This window comes from Flavobacterium sp. HJJ, from assembly GCF_015351475.1.
Classification (GTDB): Bacteria; Bacteroidota; Bacteroidia; order Flavobacteriales; family Flavobacteriaceae; genus Flavobacterium; species Flavobacterium marginilacus.
In genome coordinates, this window is record NZ_JADKPR010000001.1 from 379968 (window position 1) to 403808 (window position 23841).

Below are 23841 nucleotides of genomic sequence, written 5' to 3' on the forward strand. Positions count from 1 at the left end.
AACTACGTTTCTACTTTGCTTCTTTTACTGTCAAATCGGTGTCGTAATACAGAATGTAAATTCCTTTATTGACATAGCCGCCTTCTTCTTTTTTATGATATTCGAATTTATTTTCCACTTGTTCTGTTATCATCGTTTCGGCAGTTTCCTGATACGTTTTGCCCTGAGACAAACGCATCATCGTATCGAAAGTTATATCAAAACCACGGATTGCAAAGGTACTTGGATTGACTTTATTCTTTTTTCTATAACTCTGCATGAATATTTGAGCTTCTGGAGAATTGTTCTCGCGAGTTGCTGAAGGGTACATCAAATGCAGTTTTGTCAAATTTTCAAAACTAATTTCATCAGTATCTAAAGTTTCATTTGGCTCCAAAATAACCAATTGCACCTGATAAGCAGCCATTACGCTGACCATTGCATTTATGGTATATTTAATCATTCCTGTATTGGCGGTTTCTAGAATGATATAATTCATTTTATCCTTAACCAGCTGACTTTTGAAACCTTCAACATTCAAACCACCTGTCGGAATCAAAGGCGCAATTTTCACTTGTTTTTGACTCTCAGAAATGTATTTCCTAATTGTTTCTCTTTTCTTATCAATAACCGCAATTATATTACCTTGTTTTGTATTTAAAAAATCAAACATAGCCGTTTTTAAAACCGAAGCCGGAACAATTGACTGATATAAATTTGGTGTTGGATTTCCTGCATCTTTTGAAAGCGGTGAAATAACCGGCACATTACTCTGACCAAGAAGGTTTGCCATTTTTTCTACATTTGTCTGATAAAAAGGACCAACAACGGCATCGGCATTTGCCAAATCATCAGCACTAAAAATAGTTCCAACATTTGAAGTTGTTTTTGCTTCATTCGAATCAAAAATCTTAATATCCATAGTAACTCCAGCCTGTTTTGCCGAATCAATCGCAACTAAAGCACCTGCATAAAAATCTAAAGTCATATTCAGGAATTTATCATTGTTCAGACGATTAACATTAGAACTGATAGTATCTCCTCCATTCTTGGCAATATTGAAAGGCAATAACAATACTAAAATTTTCTTGTCATTACTGTTTTTCTTAGTCAAAACAACTTTTTGTTTAGCTGAACTGGATGCAATCTGATTTGATTTTGATGGTACCTTTAAAACCATTCCTTCCTGAACACCAGCCGATAAACCAGGATTCAAATCCACTAACTGCTGCTGTGTCAGTCCATACTGCTTAGACAAACTATAAAAAGTTTCTTTGGCTTTTACAGTATAATCAATATAACTTACAGGTTCAGACTTAGGAGCGGGCAATGATTTTACCGGCACCTCTTTGGTTTCTGAAACAACGGTTTTTGGTGCTGCTTTCGGTCTGGTTCCTTTTATTAATAACTCATATCCGATCGTTAGATTAGGTATAATCTCAGGATTTTTTCGTTCCAATTCTTCAATAGTAATATCATATTTCTTTGCTATCGAAAATTTGGTTTCTTTTGGCAGTACCGTATGATAAATTACTGTGCTTTTAGCCACAATATTTGTTTTTGGACTGTTCTTGGATGGAATATTTAAAACCTGACCCACCTGCAAACCTAATTTTTCAAGATCGGGATTTACTTTCTTTAAATCGGCATCAGTTACATCGTATTTTTTTTCAATGCCAAATAATGTTTCCTTTGGAAGTACCTCATGAGTTTTCGGCTGCTGCTTAACCGCTGATTTTGCAGGCTGTTCAGCAGTTTTCCCTTTACCTTTTGGGATCAGCAGAACACTATTAGGTTTCACTCCTTTTTGTGCATCAGGATTTAGCTTATAAATATCATAAGGAGTAACATTAAATTTTTGAGCAATCTGATTTACTGTTTCCCCTTTACCGACGATGTACTTATCAATTTTTTCCTGAGCAGCGATTGAAGTCAGTGAAAAAAATATCGTGCAAATTGTTACAAAAAAATAATTCATAGTTAGATCGGGTCATTTATATTTTAGTAAAAATACTGTCTTTATAACAGATATTTTCTCTAAAGACTGTTAATTTATTCTTTTATTGAATTACTCAGAAACTACATTTGCAATAAACATTTTTTCAAAAAGCGGTTTCCCTAGTTTTTGAATACACTCATACTGCGCCTCTTCTTTAGTTGCTTTTACTTTTGAATACACATAATATGAAATTACATTTATGTTATAAAAGAAATTACTTTCCAAAGAACCGGAATCAGACAGCTTCTTGATAAAAGCATCTCTTTCCCTGGCATCCTTAAAATTTCCTAAAATGACATAATAACCAGCTTTCAAATCCTTAACACCTTCTACTTTCTCAATTTTTATTGATTTAACTTTTGCCGGCTGTTTAGCCAATTCTTTTTTCATCTGCTCTAATGTAAGCGGTTTTGCAACAGCAGTTTTAGTTTTTGCCTGCGCTTCTGATGCTTTATTCTGGTAGCTTTGATTTTTTAATTTGGCCAAATTATCATCAAACGTTCTGGCTTGTTTACTGTAAAAATCGGCTTTACTAATGTGCAGTCTCAATTCGGCTTTACTTTCATTATTAAGCGAGTCCAATTTTGTAATCAGTTTAATATTATTCAAATCACGCACCCGTTGCTGCATTTCCATTGTTTTTAATTCGGCAGGAGTCAATTTGGAAACTTTTGCTTCAGCAGGCTGAGATTTACTGTTCTCTCTGATGCTTTTTTTATAAGTCTGATTTTCTTCTACAGCAATACGCTCCGCTTTATCCATCAGGTTCGTATATACCTTTCTATTATCAGCCAGCTGTTTTTTTAACTGCTGTGATAATTCATTCGTCTTCTGAATATTTTCATTTGAAATTTTTTGCAGACGAACTGACTCATCAAGATCTACCAATTCTGTCTTTTTTAACACCGACAAATCTTTACTCATCGTATTAACCAAAGAATCCAGTTTCACTAAAAGAATTTCCTGTATATTTTTATTTGCCTCTAAAACCAATTTTAATTTTTCAGCAGAACTTTCCTTTGTATTATCAATTTCTTTCAAGTCTACCAAAAGACCGTTAACCTTAACTACTCTTTGATTGATTTCCTGCTGTAGTTCCAGTTTGTTTTTTAGACTGCTGATTTCTTTTTCATTTGCTTTAGATTTCTCTACCACCACTTGCTTTTCTGCCAAAGCGAGCATCAATTCTTCATTTTCATTAGCAGGTTTAACTTCCTTAATATTGATTGCCAGTCTATTTCCTTCTGTCAAACCATTAACAATTTCTGGATTTTGAGATTCCAATTGCTGTACGGTTATCCCAAATTGTTTAGCAATCGAATATTTAGTTTCTTTTGCTTTCACCACATAAAAAACAGTTTCAGCATTGATAACCCTTACTCTGCCGTCAAGCGTTTTCTTTTTATTTGGAATAGTAATTTCCTGCCCGATCTGTAATCCGTTTTTTAAAAGAACGGTATTTACCTTATCTAAATCTTCAACCGATACATTATAAAGTCTGGCAATGCTGAACAATGATTCTTTTGGCTGTACTAAATGAGTATTTTTGGATGATGCAGTCTCTATTTTGGAATCATGCGGTATAACCAATTCTTGCCCAACCTGTAATCCATTAGCTAATGCAGCGGTGTTTGCATTTTGAATAGCTTCCACTTTTACATTATACTTAGCTGCCAATCCAAACAATGTTTCTTTTGGGGCAACAGTATGCGTAATAGAACTTGGGGTTTGAGTGAGTAATTCCGGAACATTCAGTATTTGATTTTCTGAAATTCCGTTCTGGGCTTCTGGGTTTAATCTGTAAATTTCAGAAGGCGTAGTTTTGTAGTTTTGAGCGATCTGGGGGATTGTTTCGCCTTTTAAAACTGTATGTCTGGCTGCTGACTGCTGTCCGAAAGAGACATTTGATACAAAAGCAACAAACAATAAAAATCTTGAAAATTCTTTCATAAATAAGTAGGTTTAAACAATTAAGTCGTTACAAATGTAACGACTTAATGTTAAAAAAATTACTATTCCCACTCAATTGTTGCAGGCGGTTTTGAACTAATATCATAAACGACACGATTCACACCTTTTACTTTATTTATAATATCATTAGAAACTTTCATTAAGAATTCATAAGGTAAATGTACCCAGTCTGCAGTCATTCCGTCAGTAGATTCTACTGCGCGAAGTGCTACCACTTTTTCGTAAGTACGTTCATCGCCCATTACTCCAACACTGTTTACAGGAAGCAAAATCGCTCCTGCCTGCCATACTTTATCATACAGTCCCCAAGATTTTAATCCGTCGATAAACACTTTATCTACATCTTGTAAAATCTGTACTTTTTCTAATGTGATATCTCCTAAAATACGAATAGACAATCCTGGCCCTGGGAAAGGATGTCTTCCTAATAATTCTGGATCAATTCCAAGAGTTGCTCCCACTCTGCGCACCTCATCTTTGAAAAGCATACGCAAAGGTTCAACAATTTTCAGTTTCATATAATCCGGCAGACCGCCCACATTATGATGCGATTTGATTGTTGCCGATGGACCTTTTACCGAAACAGATTCGATAACATCAGGATATATTGTTCCTTGAGCTAACCAAGTTACATCTTCAATTTTGTGTGACTCATCATCGAATACTTCAATAAATGCGTTACCAATTGCTTTTCTTTTTAATTCAGGATCAGTAACTCCTGCCAAAGCATCATAAAAACGCTGCGAAGCATCTACTCCTTTCACGTTCAATCCCATTCCTTCGTATTGATTCAAAACGCTTTGGAACTCATTTTTACGAAGCAGTCCGTTATTTACGAATATACAATACAGGTTTTTGCCAATTGCTTTATTCAATAAAACAGCTGCTACTGTTGAATCTACTCCTCCAGAAAGACCTAAAACAACTTTGTCGTTTCCGATTTTCTCTTTCATCTCCGCTACGATTTCTTCAACGAAAGCATTTGGAGTGAAATTTTGAGGAACCTCAGCAATTTTCACCAAGAAATTCTCTAACATTTTTGAACCATCTGTAGAGTGAAAAACTTCAGGATGATATTGAATCGCATAAGTAGTTTCTCCTTCTATTTTGTAAGCAGCATATTCCACATCATGCGTGCTTGCCAATTTTACTCCATTTGCCGGCAGGGCTTTAATACTGTCACTGTGGCTCATCCAAACCTGGCTGTTTTCAGAAACGCCGTCAAAGAAAGTTTCATTTTCTTTAATATAGGATAAATTCGCTCTTCCGTATTCTCTTGTGTTGGATGCTGCAACTTCACCGCCGCTGAAATGGGCTAGATATTGCGCTCCGTAACAAACGGCAAGCATAGGAAGTTTACCTCTAATTTGTGATAAATCTGGATGCGGTGCATCTTCTCCTCTAACAGAAAAAGGGCTTCCTCCAAGAATTACGGCTTTATAACTTGATAAATCACTCGGAAAATGATTGTAAGGAAAAATTTCGCAGAATATATTTAATTCGCGAACTCTACGCGCAATAAGCTGAGTGTATTGCGATCCGAAATCTAAAATAAGTACGTTGTGTTGCATGCGCAAAAATACTTTATATATTCGAAATTGAAAAATTGTATTTTGAAAAATTTTTCAATTTATTTTTCTGGAAAAAATTTCCTTTGTTTTGGAACAAAGAATCAAATAAATTCAAAAAAAGCAGTTAAAATCAAAAACTAGACAAATACATCAAAGGTTCCAGCTATAAAATAAGAAACAACATTACAACTAGAGACTTTTTTGGTCAGGATATAGATGTAAAAGCTAATTTGAGTTTTAAAGTAACAGCTGATCCTTTTTAACTAAAAGTCCTCAATCTATTCTTTTACAATAATAATAGTCGCTTTAAAACCGGTTCCTAAATTCCATTCACTAGCCGAAATTACTCTTTAACAATTTTAAACTTCGCTTTTACCCCTGTATCCAAATTACCCCAAGCATCATGAACTAACATTTTTCCAGTATTGTCATGAATCTCAAATTCACCTGTATTCCCTCCTAATTGTCCTCTATTAAGTGCTTCTAAAACTAAAAAACTGAAACCCTCATTAAGAAAAAATTTAACATCTTTAAAATTAATATCAAGAAACAATCTGTTTACTAAAACTACTTCTTTATAATCATGAGTTAATGCAGCTTTTATAAAGTCTCCATCAATAGCACCATAATCTCTAAATTTAATAATTAAATACGGTGACTTCGTGTAAATAACTCCAAAATCCAAGTCCACTTTTCGGAGATAAGAATCATCTTCTTTTAGTCCATTTCTAACCAAAGAATTACCAACACTCTTACTTAATCTATCTCTCACATCATCACCCGGATTAATAAACTCACTTTCTTTTTGAATCATTGACATTTCGGTCTTGGTCTCAACCTTATAATCATCAACAGGATTTGTAGCCGGCTGAATTGCATTTGGATTCTTATAAATATTTGGAGGAATGATCACAGGAACGTTTGGGTCAACAGGCGGTATATCTTTTTTCTCAATTTTTGGTTTCTTATTTGCAGGAGGAATCCCTTTAAACTTATTATTAAACTCAATCTGAGCCTGTAAACAAGTTATAAAACCAATTAGAAAAATAAATAAAAAAAGTTTCTTCATCGTATTAAAAAAGTAGGTTTTTTGCCTTAAAACATATTTCAAAAATAAAAAAACAATATTTATAGAATCACAAAACTAACATAATTTATTTTCACAAGCTTGTTAAGAAATTCTAAATAACTGAATTACAAATCCAAATTACCACGGCATTCGCATTTAAAAAAAGATAAACACGAATTTCACCAATTAACACTAATTCTTATCAAAATTGAAATCAAATTTTACAACTTTTACAGTTTCGAATATTTTGTGTAATTAAACAGCAATCTTAATTCGTGCAAATTAGTGTAATTCGTGTCAGAAACTTTTAAAAGCGAATGCCGTGCTAAATTACACAGTTTTAGTTTTTTTTTAAACATAAGACATTAAGATTCATTAAGCATAAATGAACACTATATCAGCTTAGGTTTTTAAATCATATAATCCGAAGAAATTAAAATATCTCAACGATTTTGTGATAAAAAGTCTAATTCAATCACAATAAGACCGCTCTCCAAAAAGTGGCTCCTATATTAATTCTAATTTTTATAAATTCGCACTTTAATCGAATTTCAATGCTAATTTGAAAGCCGAATTAAACAGCAATTAACAAATTTAAAAAACTTAACAATGAAAAGAGAAAACATCTTAACTGGATCGCCTTGGGAAGACAAAATGGGATATTGCCGAGCAGTTCGTATCGGAAACATAATTGAAGTATCCGGAACAGTTGCAATCGTAGATGGTGAAAAAGTAAAAGCAGATGACGCTCATGCACAAACTCTGAACATCCTTGAAAGAGTGGAAAAAGTATTGGAAGACCTTAATGTAGGAATGAAAGATGTGATCCGTACACGAATTTTCACAACCGATGTTTCTACTTTTGAAGCCGTTGCAACTGCGCATGCTGCTTTCTTCAAAGACATCAAACCAACTACAGGATTTTACGGTATCAATCAATTGGTTGCTCCTGAATATTTGGTAGAAATTGAATTTACTGCTGTTGTATCAGAATAATTCGAAAAACATTATAATTTGTAATACTTTAGCATAAAAATTTATTTCAAAAAAGTATTGCAGTTAATGAATTTTCAAAAAATAAAACAAATAATGCTTATCATGCTCAAATGGATTTTCATTTGTGGTTTGATAGGCATTTTTTCTGGAACAGCATCAGCTTTATTTTTAGTCTCATTAGAATTTGTTACTCAAATCAGAATCGAAAATACTTGGATTATTTGGCTCTTGCCTCTTGGAGGCTTACTTATCGGGTATCTCTACTACATATCAGATTCTAAAATTTCAAAAGGAAACAATCTCCTTCTGGAAGAATACAATAAGCCTGAAAAACAGATACCCTTTTTGATGGCGCCATTAGTTCTTTTAGGAACTTTGATCACTCATTTATTTGGAGGATCAGCGGGAAGAGAAGGCACTGCAGTACAGATGGGAGGAGCAATTGCCGATTTGTGTACCTCAATTTTCAAACTGAATCATACTGAAAGGAGAACTTTAATCATTCTGGGAATCAGTGCGGGTTTTGCATCTGTTTTTGGGACACCGTTAGCGGGAGCGGTATTTGCCTTAGAAATTGTTTTTTTCAGTAAGATTAATTTCAAAAGCATTATTCTTTCTTTTCTGACCGCCTATATTGCTTATTTTACTGTTGAATTTTGGGAAATAAAACATACTCATTACAGTATTCCTGTGATCCCTGATATTAATTTTACAGCTTTATTTTGGGTAGTTACTGCCAGTATTTTATTTGGATTCGCAGCCTTGCTTTTTTCCAGAAGCACACATTTTTGGGGGAAATTATTTTCCAAAAACATAAAATATCCGCCATTAAGGCCTTTTATCGGCGGTACTGTTTTAGCTATTGTAATTTATTTTATTGGAACCACAAAGTATATTGGACTGGGAGTTCCCATGATTGTGGACGCGTTTTCAATTCAGAATGCCCCTTATGATTTTCTTCTAAAAATACTTTTCACTGGATTTACTCTTGGAGCTGGATTTAAAGGAGGAGAAGTTACTCCGCTTTTTTTTGTAGGTGCTGCATTGGGAAGCGCATTATCAGTTATGATTCCTTTGCCAATTGCTTTATTAGCCGGAATGGGATTTGTAGCTGTATTCTCGGGGGCAACGCACACTCCTATTGCATGTACTGTCATGGGAATGGAGCTTTTTGGAATTAACTGCGGTGTTTACATTGGAATTGCCTGCATTACTGCTTACTTTTTTTCGGGATCTGTCGGAATTTACAAATCCCAAATCGTGAAAGGACCTAAATCTATTTTGTATCAAAACATTAGAAAAAAGGGACTAAAATACCTGTAACCTAATATTTCTTTATAATTTCTTAAATGTTTTCAACTTTTGGTTAAAAAATGTAATTTCGCAGACTATGAATAAACAAGACATACAAGCGATACAGCTTTTATTATCAGCTCCTAAAAAGATTGCTATAATTCCTCATAGAGGTCCCGATGGAGACGCTATGGGCTCTACATTGGCATTATACCATTTTCTGCTAAAAAACAATCACTTTCCAACAGTTATTTCCCCAAATGATTTTCCCGATTTTCTGACCTGGATGCCAGGTTCTGAAACGGTAAAAATATACGAGAAAGACAAAGAGAACTGCACTAAAATACTTGAAGAAGCTGAAGTAATTTTTACTTTAGATTTTAATGCACTCCACAGAACTGGTGAAATGGAACTGGTTTTAGAAAAACTGGCTGCTCCCTTTATCATGATTGATCATCATCAAAAACCTGATAATTATGCAGCATATACTTATTCGGATGTAGCTTTTGGATCTACCTGCGAAATGATTTATAATTTCATTTCTTTTCTGGATAAAAAACAAGACTTAGATAAAACAATTGCAACCTGCATTTACACAGGAATATTAACAGACTCTGGTTCATTCCGCTTTCCAAAAACAACAGGAACAACGCATCGAATCGTAGCCGAATTAATTGACCTAGGGGTAGAAAACACACTCATTCCTGCTTTATTATTTGACAACAGCTCTTATAACCGCCTGCAGCTGCTGGGACGTGCTCTTCAGAATATGAAAGTCATGATGGAACATAAAACATCATACACTACGCTGACTCAAGAGGAATTAAACAGTTTTGATTACATAAAAGGAGATACTGAAGGTATTGTAAATTATGGTTTAAGCATAAAAGGCATTGTATTTACAGCCATTTTTATAGAAAATAAAGAGGAAGGAATTATCAAAATATCTTTCCGTTCTCAAGGTGATTTTGATGTGAACCAATTTGCCAGAGATCATTTTCATGGAGGCGGACACAGTAATGCTGCTGGAGGGAAATCAGAAGTTTCAATGGAAGAAACCATAAGCAGATTTGAAAAATTAATACAAAATTTAAAAATATAGCCCCATGAATTATTTTAAAGTATTACTGATTGTTTTTTTCTCTGCCATTTTGGTATCGAGCTGCAAACAGCCTCAGGAAGCAAGAAGACCTATTTCGCATTCATCAGGAAGTTTCATGAAGCAGTCTATTGCCCGAAATAAAAAAATGATAGCAAATGAAGAGGATCAGATTGAAGCTGTAATTAAAAAAGATCCGACTAAACAATATATAGCTTCCAAAAAAGGATACTGGTATTATTATGAAACCAGAAACCTTAACGACAGTCTTAATCCGAAAAAAGGTGATATTGCGCTTTTTGACTATGAAATAAAAGACTTAGACGGAAAGATTATTTATTCGCAGGAAGAATTAGAACCTCAAATCTATAAAGTAGATAAACAGGAAATCATGATGGGATTGAGAGACGGAATCAAATTAATGCGAAAAAAAGAAAAAGTACACTTCCTTTTCACCTCACACATGGGATACGGTTATCATGGAGACAATAACAAAATAGGGACTAACCAGCCTTTATTATGTACTGTGACACTTAATGATTTTATGCCAGAATCCGAGTATAATAAACAAATGCAGACCACTGTTGCTGCTTCAAAAGTAAATGCCCCAGTAAAATCTAACACAAAAGACAGCTTAACCAATTAAAAGAATTCAGAATGAAAAAAAATATTTTATTTGTACTGCTTCTTATCACAGCTTTAATTTCCTGTAACAAAGAGCACAATAATCTGCCTGATGGCTTATACGCCGAAATTGAAACTAACAAAGGGAACATCTTACTTGAATTAGATTATAAAAAAGCACCTGTAACTGTTGCAAATTTTATAACATTAGCCGAGGGAGAAAATGAATTTATTATAAATGACACCCTAAAAGGAAAACCTTTTTTTAATGGATTAAAATTCCATAGAGTTATTAAAGATTTTATGATTCAGACCGGAGATCCGCTGGGAACGGGATCTGGAGATACAGGTTATAAATTCAAAGATGAATTTTCGGATATAAGGTTTGATAAAGGAGGAATTTTGGCAATGGCAAACAATGGTCCGGGCACAAACAGCAGTCAATTTTTCATCACCCATTTAGAAACACCCTGGCTGGACGGAAAACATACTATTTTTGGACATGTTGTAGGTTATAATCTCGAAGTGGTGAACAAAATAGAGCAGGATGACTTTATAAAAAGCGTAACAATTATCAGAAATGGTGAAGATGCCAAAAAGTTTGATGCCAAAAAAACTTTTTACGATTATTTCAAAGTAGAATCTGAAATCCAAAAACAAAAAGTAGCGGCTGAAGCAGCAGCAAAAAAAGAATACGAAATCAAATATAAAACCGTTTGTGATCAAAAATCGGCTCAATTCACAGCTTTAAAAAGTAAGTCATCTAAAACCGCTACCGGTCTTCAATATGTAATTACTAAAAAAGGCAATGGTAAAAAGCCAGCCAAAGGATCTATCGTTTATATCCATTATGCCGGATTTTTAGAAAACGGTACTTTGTTTGATTCCAGCCTTGAAGATGTTTCCAAAACTTTTGGAAAATTTGATCCAGCAAGAGCTGCTGCAAAACAATATATTCCAATTCCATTTCAAATTGGAAGAAAAGACGGTTTAATTCCTGGTTTCATAGAAGGAATCGAAAAAATGGCGATTGGAGATAAAGCAGTTATTTTTATTCCGTCTCATCTTGGCTACGGTGAAGCTGGAGCTGGAGATGTAATTCCGCCTAACACCAATATCATTTTTGAACTAGAATTAATGGATAAAATACCTAATTAACTACTTTTCGCGAAGATCAACAATTAAATGAACCATATAAAATTTTTAAAAATGAAATCTAAAACCGCATTGACATTATTACTCTTTTTAGGGATAATCAATCTAAACGCACAAAATACTCCAAAAAAAACTGCATCAAAAAAACCTCTAAACACTGCTTCAAAATCTGTGGCTGTTACTAAACCGGCTGCAACTGATGGTATTTTTGCAACTATAGCCACCAACAAAGGAAATATCACAGTTCAATTGTTCTACAAAAAAACGCCTGTTACTGTAGCAAACTTTATTAGCCTTGCCGAAGGAAAAAATCCATTTGTAACTATTGAAAAATTAAAAGGTAAACCTTTCTTTGACGGTTTAAAATTTCATAGGGTAATAAACGATTTCATGATTCAGGGTGGAGATCCAGAAGGCAATGGTTCTGGAGGTCCTGGATATAATTTCAAAGATGAATTCAATGATTCAAAATTTGATAAAGCCGGAATATTGGCAATGGCAAATTCTGGCCCTGCAACGAATGGAAGCCAATTTTTCATTACTCATAAAGACACACCTTGGCTAACAGGAAAACATACTATTTATGGACAGGTAACACAAGGAATGCCTATAGTGAATTCTATTGTGCAAAATGATGTTATTACAAAAGTTACTATTACCCGAAAAGGTGAAGATGCCAAAAAATTTGATGCTGTAAAAGTATTCTCTGATTACTTTAACAACAAAGCTGAAGATCAAAAAAAACAAGCTGCAATAGATGCTGAGAACAGAAAAAAGCAAGCTGAACTAGAAGCAGTGGCAAAAAGAGCTTACTTAGAAAAATATGCCCCAGTTATCAAAGCAAAACTAGCCTATTTTACTGCTGAAAAAGCCAAAGCGACTACTACTCCATCTGGATTAGCTTACAGCGTAATAAAAAAAGGAAACGGTATTAAACCTGCTGATGGTTCTACTTTTTACTTCCACTATGCTGGTTATTTTGAAGACGGAACACTTTTTGACAGCAGCTACGAAGAGGTAAGTAAAGAGTATGGAAAATTTGATGCTAACAGAGCCGCTCAAAACGGCTACAGATCATTTCCTTTTGAAGCTGGAAAAAAAGACGGCTTAATCCCAGGATTTTTAGAAGGAATTGGAACTATGTCTTATGGCGAAAAAATAATTGTATTTATACCATCTAACTTAGCTTATGGCGAAAGAGGTGCCGGCGGGGTAATTCCGCCAAATGCTAATTTAATTTTCGAATTGGAAATGTTTGAAAAACAGCAATAATCCAATTTTAAAACATAAAAAAGCCACGATAACATATAACTATCGTGGCTTTTATTTTTTTGAAGCAATCTAAATATTACTTTTTAAACTTCCACTCAAATTCATCTTTAGCATTGATGATCGCTCCAATCTCGAATTTAACTACCTCTTCAAATTCGGTTTGAAAAATTATCCAGTTCTCTTCATTAAAATAATTTTCAAAAGTATCAAACTCTTCCTGAGTAAATTTGGTAATTCCTTTTTGAGCCAGATCTTTTTTTACATCAGTAATTTTTCGATTAATTATTTTATTTCCAAATAATTCTAAATTTGAACTGGAAGCTACTAAATATCCCAGTTTCATCTCCTCATCTTTATAAAAAGTCATTCGGATTTTCAGATCATTGTAAACAAAAATAACGTTATCATCTTCATCCTTATAATTTTTATCAGGCTTGCCGTAAATGGCAGTAACATCATTTTGTTTCATTCCAAAAATGAGCTTATCAATTCCGTTTTTAAGATTTATTTTCATGTTTATACTTTTATTACTTTCTCTGCAAAGGTATCTATTTTTATGTCAATAGTATTTTAACCCAAAACAAAAAACATATTTAAAATCATGGCAAAGACAGAAAATTCATAAAAAAATAAAACCATAATTTGTGCGGACTGCAGGCTGTATAAAAGGTTATTCTTTTTATTTTTCTTTTCCACAGCGTATTAGATAATTTAATGTATTTTTGAAAAAAAATCATTTATTAATGTTTCAAAAGAGCATCTTTTTTTTATTACTTTTTTTAACTTTTTGCAGCAACCGTATTCACGCACGTAATGATGACAATAAAATTATTGATTCATTAAAAACAGAATTAAAAAAGGCAAAAAAAGATTCTCAAAAGACAGTTTTATTAATAAAACTGTCCTCATACTCAGAATATATTGGGACTGATAATGCAATCCGATATGCAAAACTGGGGCTGCTTTATGCAAAAAAAACAAACAATAACGAACAGATTGTTTTGGCCTGCACCAATTTAGGCATTTCTTATGAAATAAAATCGGACTATCCTCATGCTTTAGAAAGTTTCTATAATGCTCTTCAAATCAGCGAAAAGACTAATGATCTTAAAACAATCACTGCTTTATACAACAATATAGGGTTAATTTATATAGATCTTAAGAATTACAAACAAGGTCTTATTTTTTACAACAAAGCTTTAAAATTAAGCTATCAGACAAAAAAAGAAAGAAATATTTCGCTGCTTTTAAATAATATAGGAGATGTATATCTGCAAAAAAACGAATACAAAAAAGCATTAATATACTTTTATAAAGCATTAATAATTAACAAAAAAAACGAAGCGGTCACTGGAATTGGCATAAATCTTACCAACATAGGCATTTGCTATATCAACATCAAAAATTATGAAAAAGGAATTGAAATGCTCAATAAGTCTATAAGTACTTACAATGACAATTCAAATTTGTATAACACCTATAATCATTACGAACTTGGCCGTGCTTATTACTTAATGTCACATGACAATAAGTACTCTAATGATAAAAAGATTTATCTTAACAAATCTATCAGCCTGCTTGAGGATGTTTTAAAAAAATTCATAAAATACAACTCTTTAAAAGACATTCAGGACACCTATTATTATTTGGCCGAAGGAAATAAAGACAAGGGAAATTTTAAAACATCATCAAACTTTTTTGAGCAATACGCCAAAATCAAAGACTCCATATTTTCTGAAGAAAGCGAAAAAAAAATGGCTAATCTTGACTTTCAAAGGGAAATTGATTTAAAAGACAAACAGATAGAAATCCAGACACTTAGAATATACAGTGACTCCCGAAAAGTATATTTTTTAATTGCAGTAGCTGCCGCTGTGGCTACATTATTGGGACTGTTTTTATTCTTATATATTTCAAAAAGAAGCAACAACGAATTGCTGAAAGAAAAAAACACTTTAATTTCAAATATCAATTTACAGAAAGATAAGTTTTACTCTATTGTGGCACACGATTTAAGAGGTCCCTTCAATGGCTTTCTGGGTTTAACCGAATTAATGGCCGAAGATATCGATGAAATGAGCAATGAAGAAATAAAATTTGCAGCCACAAATATGAGAAGCTCTGCAAAAAATCTTTTTAATCTCTTGGAAAATTTACTGGAATGGACCCGCATGGAACAAAACTTAGTCCCATTTGAACCAAAAGAATATCCATTAGAATCTACAATTTTAGACAGTATTCTCACATTACACGACATTGCGGAAAAAAAGGAAATAAGCATCAAAACCCAAATTCCAAATACTATCTCTGTATTAGCAGATAAAAATATGTTTCAGGCAATAATTCGGAATACGGTTTTGAACGCAATAAAATTTACGCCAAAAAAAGGCACAATCGATATCCATGCCATAGAAACCCCCGCAGACATTACCATAACAGTTAAAGATACGGGAATTGGAATGAACCAAGATTTAATCGATGACTTATTTAAAATTGACACCAAAAATAATCGAATTGGAACCGAAAACGAACCAAGCACTGGTTTAGGGCTGATTTTATGCAAAGAGTTTATCGAAAAACACAAAGGCCGGATCTGGGTCGAAAGCGAGGAAGGAAAAGGAAGTGCATTTCATTTCAGTTTCCCGAAAAAGCAGTATTCATAAACCTCAACTCAAAATTTTAGGAGCAGAAACATTTGGCATTTTTGGCAACATGGTTCGTGCTCTGCACTGCAATCTTTTATCTCGAAAAAAATCGAGATAAAAGGATTTCCGCTTCGATCAGGACTAAAGGAAAACATGGTGCCTTTCTTCCATCATTTATAATCAAAATCATCTAAACCACTATAGACTGAATGTCCATAGTGGTTTAGTTAGGCAGACTGAAATCTGCAAGGTTGGATTGCAAAAAATGGTAAAATTTTGCCACAGATTACAGATTTTGAAATCATTTTTTATCTGTGAATGTGTGGCAAAAACTTTTTTAAAAGCTAAAGCGAGATGCACTGAAAGTGTATAGTTTTAAACTCTATTTGATACCAATAAAATTAAATTCTAAAGCTTTTTAATCAGATTCTCTTTAACCTCACCAAACCATTCATCTTTCAAAATACTCAATATAATACTGTCACGCCGTACTTCGTTTTCATATGTTGGCATATTACTGCGCAGTACGCCTTCTACTTTACACCCAATGCTTTTCATCGCTTCAATACTTCGCTGATTATTGTTGTCGGCACGAAATTCTACACGTTCCATACCAAGAGTTTCAAAAGCAAACTGCAGCAAAAGAAATTTGCAGTGCTTGTTAAGGCTTGTTCCTCTAAAATCTTTTCCATACCAGGTATAACCCAATTGTACGGTTTTGAAAGGAAAATTAATATCATAAAAACGGGTACTCCCAGCATATTTACCTGATTTCTTATCAAAAACTGCAAAAGGAAATTCGGTTTTATTTTCCCTAGCTTTTATTGCTATTTGAATATAGTTTATCAGGTTTTCTTTTCCGTTAGCAGGAACTAACGAATACTTCCATGTTTCGGGTTCATTGAGGGAAATATCCAAAAAATTATCAACATCTGTTAATTCTAAAGGCCTAAGTAAAACGAAATCGTCTTCTAGAATTGTATTTTGAGGGAAAATAGAAATTATTGACATACCTAAAATTATATTGAATGACACAACACAGATGAAACGAATAAAACCGATTTAGACAGTTTTTTATTTAAATTTAATTGGAATTAATTCCAAAACAAAAACATTCTATTCGTTCTGTTCAATCTGCTCTTTATTATATCTTTTTCTTCTTGAATACTGCAACAGCATTACAATCAACATAAATATTGTGATAAAAAAACTAAAAAACGGAATAGCTACTGCTCCTGTTGCACACTTATTTCCGGCACTGGTTATTGAATATATAGACAATAGAAAACTTACAATTGTTATTACAAACTGTATAATTAAGCTAATTACACAAATACTCAAAAAACTCATATCAATAGATTCACGTAATGATTTATTTCCAATTTTGTACTGAAAAACTGTAGGAACAAACAATAGCAATATTGATAATAATATTAACATTTTCTTCTTTTAGAAAAAACTATTCATTCATTTCATCATAACGTACTGGAACCTGCGGATCATACAGCGGACATTTGAATTCTTCCAAAGTATCTGCCAGTAGATTCATTGTTTTGCCTTCGGTTCCATAACAATCAATCTGTATGCTCTGCGGAGTGGTTTTAACTTGAAAAGCACCTTTGCCTTTGGTATTTTTCCAGCTGTTTTCATCTACTTTTTCCCAGCTCGAAAACACCGAATTAATACGATTCAGAATTACCTGAACCGGAAGTATTTCAAGACCTTCTACTTCCTGCTGTTCTGCCAAAGCTTCATAAACCAAATGATGGTTGAGATAGATTCCGTCCTGATATTGCCAAAAAAGTAGTTCGTACATATTGAGAAAAAGTTTAATCGTTTAATTGTTTATTTGTTTAATCGCTGATTGGCTAAACGTTTAAACGAATAAACGATTAAACAACCCTTTAGTATTCGAAAGTCCCGTATTCACTTGTAATTGTTAATTTCTTAGTATCAGAAGCTTCTACTCTGCCGACAATCTGAGCATCAACATTGAATGATTTTGAAATATCTATAATGTCCTGTGCAATGGCTTCGGGAACATAAATTTCCATACGGTGACCGCAGTTGAACACTTGATACATTTCTTTCCAATCGGTTTTGGACTGTTCCTGTATCAATTGAAACAAAGGCGGAACCGAAAATAAATTGTCTTTTATGATATGCAGGTTCTGTACAAAATGTAAAATTTTTGTCTGAGCTCCTCCGCTGCAATGCACCATTCCGTGAACATCCTTTGAAGTATATTTGTCTAAAATTTTCTTGATAATTGGTGCATACGTTCTTGTTGGAGAAAGTACTAATTGCCCGGCATCGATTGGTGAATTTTCGACAGCATCTGTCAATTGAACCTGACCTGAATAAATAAGGTCACTTGGAACTGCAGAATCGTAACTTTCTGGATATTTGGCTGCCAGATATTTTTCAAAAACATCATGACGAGCAGAAGTTAAACCGTTACTTCCCATTCCTCCATTATAGCTTTTTTCGTAAGCCGCCTGACCAAAAGAAGCCAGTCCAACGATAACATCTCCTGCTTTTATATTAGCATTATCAATCACTTTAGAACGTTTCATTCTTGCCGTTACAGTCGAATCTACGATTATTGTTCTTACTAAATCTCCAACATCTGCAGTTTCTCCACCGGTTGAATGGATGGTTACCCCAAAAGAATCCAGTTCTTTTATTAATTCTTCGGTTCCGTTGATGATAGCTGAAAGAACCTCAGCAGGAATCACATTTTTATTTCTTCCGATAGTTGAAGAAAGCAGAATATTATCGGTGGCACCTACACACAATAAATCGTCAATATTCATGATTAATGCGTCCTGAGCGATACCTTTCCAAACCGAAATATCTCCGGTTTCTTTCCAGTACATATAGGCCAATGAAGATTTTGTACCTGCACCATCAGCATGCATAATTAGACAATAATCCTCATCCTGAGTTAAATAATCTGGGACGATTTTACAAAATGCCTGTGGGAATAAACCTTTGTCAATATTTTTTATCGCGTTATGCACATCTTCTTTGGATGCCGAAACACCGCGCTGCGCATATCTTTTTGAAGTATCTGAACTCATTTTCTAGTTGTGTGTATGAGGGGCAAAGATAATTTTAATGTAACAATTATACAATAGCAATATCAATGGCAATATCAATGACAAAATTCAATTTAAATAGCAATAAAAATTAATAGCAATATCAATGGCAAAATGCAATTTATATAGCAATATCAATTTTATAAAATCAGCAATATTAATGCTGCAGTGTTTAATATTGATTCTTTCTTCTAATTAGCGATGATTTCAATTTCGACACGGCGATTTGCTTCTCTCTCAGCTTCGTTTTTTTCGGGTAAAGGATACAATGGTTTTGTGCTGGCGAAACCTCCAAAAGTCATTCTGCTTTTTTCAATTCCGTTAAATTCAAGAAACTTGTAGATAGCTTTAGCCCTTTGAGTGCTCAGATCTCTAAAATCTTTCTGAACACAGCAGATGTGGCCTTGAATCTGTATTTTCAAATCGGGTACATTTTTCATCACCGTCAGCAGTTCATACATTACGGATCTCGATTGCGGCATTATTGCAAAAGTGTCTGTAAAAAAGTTCATGTTTTCTAACTTGAGTTTTTCACCTACATTAGCAGTACTCACTTTTTTCATAAAAACAGTATCGATTTTTATAGTAACAACCGTGCCGTTAGGATTTTCATAAGCATAAGTATCAGGGAATTTAATACTTGGTTTTTTCTTCTCTGCAATGCCTTCCTTCTTTTCCTCTATTATTTTTTCTTCATTTACAAAATCTTTGGGCAATATATAAAACAAGGTAACTTTTCTGTTTTCTGCTTTAATGGGAGATAAAGTATGTAATTTTCCAAAACTTCTTGTTTTGAAATCCTCTCTGATTTTTACTTTTCCTTTAATTGTATTGAATACATAATCGATTCTTTTTTTGGCCAGAGTATCATTATAACCAATAGTTCCTTCTTCGTCGCAAAAACCATAAACTCCCACGATTTTAACTTCTTTATTCGAAGACAGCCACTGATTTAACTTTAATAATTCGGTATTTTTTAATACAAATTTATCACTGTCAAAAAAAAAGGAAACCTGTTCCTGGGCAAAAACACAAGAAGCTGTAAGACAGAATAACAATGAAGTAAGAAATTTCATAATTTGGGTTTTATTCCTCAAATTTACAATAAAACTTATTGGTTTATCCTGCTGTTCAAATTTATTAGTAAGAAGTCAGACATGAATATCTTTAAAACCGTTTAATTTAGCATATCGAATCATTTGGGTAAATGTTTCATCATCCAAAATTGGAATTTCAAGAATAGAATTTAATAAAACTGTATTGTATTCTTTGGCACTTGCAACAAGATAAGGTTTAAGATGTTTTCCTATGCTCTCGTAATATAATCTTTCGGTATTGTTCTGATATTCAAAGTGGAGAGTATTTTCAACTATTGTGTAATTAGAATAACCTACTTCAGCCATAATCAGCTCTAATCCTTTCACTAAATTTAGACTTTTATGATTTACAATATTAAGCTGCTGGATATCATCTCTCCTAAAAACAGAAACAATTACTTTGGCGACATAATCAACTGCTATAATATTTAGTCCTGTATTTCTATTCATTATAAAACGGACATTTTCCTGTTCAGAATTTCTTTGTGCTGCAAAATAAAAGAACTTGGCCAGGAGATAGAAAACCATGTATTTGCTGATGAAATACCGATGTTCGTCACCCAGCATTTTTCCGCAGATAACACTTGGACGCAAAATTTGAAAAGGAAGTCCCAATGCTTTACAGCGCTGTGCTACAAAATTTTCCGAATGAAATTTTGCATTTTCATATGCATTACGGTGTTTGGGAATAAAACCCAAATTATGAAAATCGTTTTCAACAAGGCCAGAACGCTCTCCTGAAGAAAAAGCAGTCCCTATGTAAATGATTTTTTTTATGGAATCATGGAAGTTATTCAAAATGAATTTAGTGATTTTTGTATTTTCATCAAAAATCTTTTGACGGTGTTCCTCATCTGTTGATAAATTGACATACCCGGCAGAATGAATAAAATAAGCTCCCTTAATTCTCTCAGCAAAATTTTCTCCGACAGCATCCAGATCAGTGTCTGCTATTTCAATAAAAGTGTCCAATTTTTCAAGACCTGCATCTTTCAAATTTTTAGGTGCAAAATCACTGGAAAGCAATTCATTAATTCGCTCTAATGCTGTTTTCCTTTTTTTTCCTCTGGAAATCAAGATAAGTTTACCCTCAATTGATTCTTTGATAAACAACTCGAGGATTTCATACATAACCTGAGAACCCAATACGCCTGTCGCGCCTGTCAGTATAATTTTCATCTGAATATAATTTAATTGAAGACTGATTCTGATTAAGGATACAGAGTAAGAGATGCTAAAGGCGATTAGTATTTAAGTATTTGGGGGTCAAATATATAAATCCAGAGTCTTCATAATAAAAGTACAATAAAGTTAAGTTTTTTTTCTTTAATAAATAATTCTTTGAATAAAATTAAAGCCTGATCCCGATCAAATTTTAATCTTAAAAAAACTTAAACAAGATATTTCTAACAAACTTTTCCATACCAATCGTCTCCTTTTATTTACCCTCAAAAAAGCTGTTTTTAACTAAAAAGACTGAGTTTTTTTTTCAAAATACTTCATAACACTGCAGTCTTTATAATTTTAAGTGTTTTTTATTTTAAAAACACAAAATAATTAACACGTATTTAATTGATTATTAATAGTTTGCATCTTTATTTTTTAACAAGCATGAACTATGTCCCCTGTATTCCAATTCCTATACAGCTAGTATTTCATCGTAATTATCAGGATTTCATCGGGTTTAAAAAACTTTTTCAATCATCCTTTTTTTAATTTAATTAATTTTACATCGTCACTTTTAAGGTGCTTTCAGCTATTCAGAATAATAGTTAAAAGGCCAATAAGAAATTGGCTGCTGTTCTTTAATAATAGATCTTTTGATGATTGAGGAGTTATCCACACTAGTTATACGGATTCCCGAAAAATTATTATTAAGAATACGTTTTGTGAACTTCTGTATTTTTGAAGTTACTCATTTGCCAAATGCTGCATTATCCCTAAAGATGGGCTTTTGGTTTTTTAATCTATTTTTTCAATTAATTTTTTAGAGCCTTTTGGGGTTCGGATTTTTCAGCTTTATACATTTTGCCTGAAAAAGAATTTAATTATTGTTCTGCAGTAAAATTTCTTTTTTAATGCCTGCGTGCATTTCAGATTTATTGATGAAGACTGTATGGATCACTGCTTGTTTAAAGCAGTAATCTATAAATGTCTGTCTATTTAATTCACTAATAACTATTTTAATATGAAACAACATTCATTGGTTTCCCAAAAACCCAACATCTGCTGATCTTTCCTATTGATACTATGGTTTAAAAACTATATCAATATGAAAAAAATTTTCTCTTTTAAGATAAAAAGTGTTCAAGAATATTGGTACGCTTTTTCCTGTTCACTCAAAACAGGCTTCTCGAATTTAACCTCAACGGGCTTTTTAATTCGAGATAAAAAACCCCAATTTGCCAGCTGGCTTCAAAATCTAGCTTTACCAGCGGCTTTTATGGGAATCCTCTTGACCGGATATACAACGGTTAACGCACAAAACATTAAAGGTGTAGTACCAGTAGCAACTCCTTTATCTGGCGAGGCTATCGATGGGGATGGATGGGCACATGAACCCACCGGTACTATTTATGAAAACGTAGGAGACTTGTTTGACAGAGTTTATTACGGCATACCGAATCCTCCGCCTATTCCAGATCCAGCAAATCATGGAGTTCTTAATTTACTTGACGGAAGTCTTCTTTACCCAACCCAGACATTTTTTCTGCAAGATAGATATGTTAACGATTTAACCATATTTACTTCATCCAATAAAATAAATGACAATCCAAATACCTATACCTGGGGGGCAGGAAGCTCTCCTAATAAAAATGAGATTCAAAATTGTGGTGCTCATTTTAGTTTTGGTAATCCTGCAATAATTGGAGGAGAGAGTACTAATGGCACCTCATTTGTCAGCGGTACAAGCAGAGCTGGTAAAGCTACCGATTTGTGGTGTATTTTTGCAGGTGACCGTCAGGTTACAAACGGAAGCAGTTATATTGATTTCGAATTTCTGCAAAAACCGTTAAACATTACAGGTGCCACATTCGGAGATTTTGATCCTACCAAAGGTGTTATGCCAATTACTGGCGGCAGCGGCGGATTTACTACTCAGGGTCTTGATGGCGGCCGTACTGTGGGGGACATATTAATCACTATAGAGTTTACTCAGGGCGGCGGCGATGCTACTGTTGTAATTAGAGTCTGGAAAGCAAAAGCTGGAGGCGGATTTGAATATGTAGTAGTCCCTAACAATACATTTCCAGGTAACGTCTTCTGCACCAATAACAACGTAACAACTACTGTCCCTTTTGATACTTACGGAACAAATCCTGGAAGTTATGCTCCTAATCAATGGGCTGAAGGTGCTATTAATTTAACAGAAGTATTTAAAAACACAAATTCAAACGATCCGTGTTTTAATATCAGTACACTGTTTATCAGAACAAGATCTTCAGGAAACTCTGCGCAGTCTGAGTTAAAAGATTTCCCTGGAGCTCCTATTCAGTTAAACTTGAATTTGATTCCAATAGCAGTGGCAGGAGATGATTTTACAAAAACTTGTATTACAAATCCTGACGGTAAACAAATTGGAGAAACTCCCCAAGCTGGATTTACCTATTCTTGGTCACCAACAGCAGGTCTAAGCGATCCAAACATTGCAAATCCAATTGCGAATCCTTCTGCAACTACAACCTATACTGTTACAAAAACTAAAGTGGGTACAGAATGCAGTGCTACTGATTCGGTTATTGTAACCGTGAATAAACCAGAAGTAACAGCAGCAGCCGGAGCCGACTTTACCAAAAACTGCAGCATGAATCCAAATGGCGGCACTATCGGCGAAGCTGCTCAGCAGGGATATACCTATTCCTGGACTTCTTCTCCTATAGGATTTACTTCAAGTGATGCAAATCCAAGCGTGAATCCGAGCGTTACTACCACTTACACAGTTACAAAAACTCACACCGCTTCGGGCTGT

The 23841-nt window shown here is 33.8% G+C and carries 18 protein-coding genes and 1 pseudogene; 8 read left to right on the forward strand and 11 right to left on the reverse strand.

The window, feature by feature from the left end:
- Positions 1 to 10: 10 nt before the first annotated feature.
- The 4 genes from IRZ80_RS01635 to IRZ80_RS01650 form a co-directional block, all read right to left on the reverse strand.
- Complete coding sequence (locus tag IRZ80_RS01635; RefSeq protein ID WP_194639592.1) at positions 11 to 1957, reverse strand: LysM peptidoglycan-binding domain-containing protein; 1947 nt, start codon at positions 1955 to 1957, stop codon at positions 11 to 13.
- Between the two features lie 90 nt (positions 1958 to 2047).
- Positions 2048 to 3928 carry a LysM peptidoglycan-binding domain-containing protein gene (locus IRZ80_RS01640; RefSeq protein ID WP_194639594.1) on the reverse strand — a complete coding sequence of 627 codons (1881 nt, stop codon included), beginning with the start codon at positions 3926 to 3928 and terminating at the stop codon, positions 2048 to 2050.
- A gap of 62 nt (positions 3929 to 3990) precedes the next feature.
- Entirely contained in the window at positions 3991 to 5520 is a 1530-nt protein-coding gene (gene guaA, locus IRZ80_RS01645; RefSeq protein WP_194639596.1) for a glutamine-hydrolyzing GMP synthase, read from the reverse strand.
- Between the two features lie 343 nt (positions 5521 to 5863).
- The gene (locus tag IRZ80_RS01650) at positions 5864 to 6589 is read right to left on the reverse strand and encodes a hypothetical protein (RefSeq protein WP_194639599.1); all 726 of its coding nucleotides are present in this window, start codon (positions 6587 to 6589) and stop codon (positions 5864 to 5866) included.
- Between the two features lie 609 nt (positions 6590 to 7198).
- On the opposite strand from IRZ80_RS01650, the gene IRZ80_RS01655 reads away from it, so the two are divergent.
- The 6 genes from IRZ80_RS01655 to IRZ80_RS01680 all read left to right on the forward strand — a co-directional run bounded on the left by IRZ80_RS01655 (position 7199) and on the right by IRZ80_RS01680 (position 13028).
- Positions 7199 to 7585 carry a RidA family protein gene (locus tag IRZ80_RS01655; protein WP_115809958.1) on the forward strand — a complete coding sequence of 129 codons (387 nt, stop codon included), beginning with the start codon at positions 7199 to 7201 and terminating at the stop codon, positions 7583 to 7585.
- 66 nt (positions 7586 to 7651) lie between these two features.
- The gene (locus IRZ80_RS01660; RefSeq protein ID WP_194639601.1) at positions 7652 to 8908 is read left to right on the forward strand and encodes a chloride channel protein; all 1257 of its coding nucleotides are present in this window, start codon (positions 7652 to 7654) and stop codon (positions 8906 to 8908) included.
- Positions 8909 to 8975: 67 nt separating this feature from the next.
- Entirely contained in the window at positions 8976 to 9980 is a 1005-nt protein-coding gene (locus tag IRZ80_RS01665) for a DHH family phosphoesterase (protein ID WP_194639603.1), read from the forward strand.
- Positions 9981 to 9984: 4 nt separating this feature from the next.
- The gene (gene gldI, locus IRZ80_RS01670) at positions 9985 to 10623 is read left to right on the forward strand and encodes a gliding motility-associated peptidyl-prolyl isomerase GldI (RefSeq protein WP_194639605.1); all 639 of its coding nucleotides are present in this window, start codon (positions 9985 to 9987) and stop codon (positions 10621 to 10623) included.
- Between the two features lie 11 nt (positions 10624 to 10634).
- Positions 10635 to 11759 (forward strand): peptidylprolyl isomerase, encoded by a 1125-nt coding sequence (locus tag IRZ80_RS01675; RefSeq protein WP_194639607.1) that lies wholly within the window; start codon positions 10635 to 10637, stop codon positions 11757 to 11759.
- A gap of 51 nt (positions 11760 to 11810) precedes the next feature.
- Positions 11811 to 13028: a peptidylprolyl isomerase gene (locus IRZ80_RS01680; protein ID WP_194639609.1), complete on the forward strand. Its 1218-nt coding sequence runs from the start codon at positions 11811 to 11813 to the stop codon at positions 13026 to 13028.
- A 76-nt stretch (positions 13029 to 13104) separates the two neighbouring features.
- Here IRZ80_RS01680 and IRZ80_RS01685 read toward each other — a convergent pair whose 3' ends face one another.
- On the reverse strand, positions 13105 to 13542 hold the full coding sequence (locus tag IRZ80_RS01685; protein WP_194639612.1) for a hypothetical protein: 438 nt from the start codon (positions 13540 to 13542) through the stop codon (positions 13105 to 13107).
- Positions 13543 to 13771: 229 nt separating this feature from the next.
- On the opposite strand from IRZ80_RS01685, the gene IRZ80_RS01690 reads away from it, so the two are divergent.
- Positions 13772 to 15691, forward strand: a complete 1920-nt coding sequence (locus IRZ80_RS01690) for an ATP-binding protein (protein ID WP_194639614.1) — start codon at positions 13772 to 13774, stop codon at positions 15689 to 15691.
- A 390-nt stretch (positions 15692 to 16081) separates the two neighbouring features.
- Here IRZ80_RS01690 and IRZ80_RS01695 read toward each other — a convergent pair whose 3' ends face one another.
- The 6 genes from IRZ80_RS01695 to IRZ80_RS01720 form a co-directional block, all read right to left on the reverse strand.
- Positions 16082 to 16684, reverse strand: coding sequence for a GNAT family N-acetyltransferase (locus IRZ80_RS01695; protein ID WP_194639616.1), 603 nt, complete (start codon positions 16682 to 16684; stop codon positions 16082 to 16084).
- A gap of 105 nt (positions 16685 to 16789) precedes the next feature.
- Positions 16790 to 17113, reverse strand: a complete 324-nt coding sequence (locus IRZ80_RS01700; RefSeq protein WP_194639618.1) for a hypothetical protein — start codon at positions 17111 to 17113, stop codon at positions 16790 to 16792.
- Positions 17114 to 17132: 19 nt separating this feature from the next.
- Complete coding sequence (locus IRZ80_RS01705) at positions 17133 to 17489, reverse strand: hypothetical protein (RefSeq protein ID WP_194639620.1); 357 nt, start codon at positions 17487 to 17489, stop codon at positions 17133 to 17135.
- An 88-nt stretch (positions 17490 to 17577) separates the two neighbouring features.
- A complete protein-coding gene (locus IRZ80_RS01710) occupies positions 17578 to 18756 on the reverse strand; it encodes an AIR synthase related protein (protein WP_194639622.1) in 1179 nt (392 codons plus the stop codon).
- 209 nt (positions 18757 to 18965) lie between these two features.
- Positions 18966 to 19850, reverse strand: a complete 885-nt coding sequence (locus IRZ80_RS01715) for an OmpA family protein (RefSeq protein ID WP_194639624.1) — start codon at positions 19848 to 19850, stop codon at positions 18966 to 18968.
- Between the two features lie 75 nt (positions 19851 to 19925).
- Positions 19926 to 21050, reverse strand: a complete 1125-nt coding sequence (locus IRZ80_RS01720) for an SDR family oxidoreductase (protein WP_194639626.1) — start codon at positions 21048 to 21050, stop codon at positions 19926 to 19928.
- Positions 21051 to 22143: 1093 nt separating this feature from the next.
- Between IRZ80_RS01720 and IRZ80_RS01725 the strand changes: the two are divergent.
- A pseudogene (locus IRZ80_RS01725) lies at positions 22144 to 23841 on the forward strand (hypothetical protein); the annotation flags it as partial.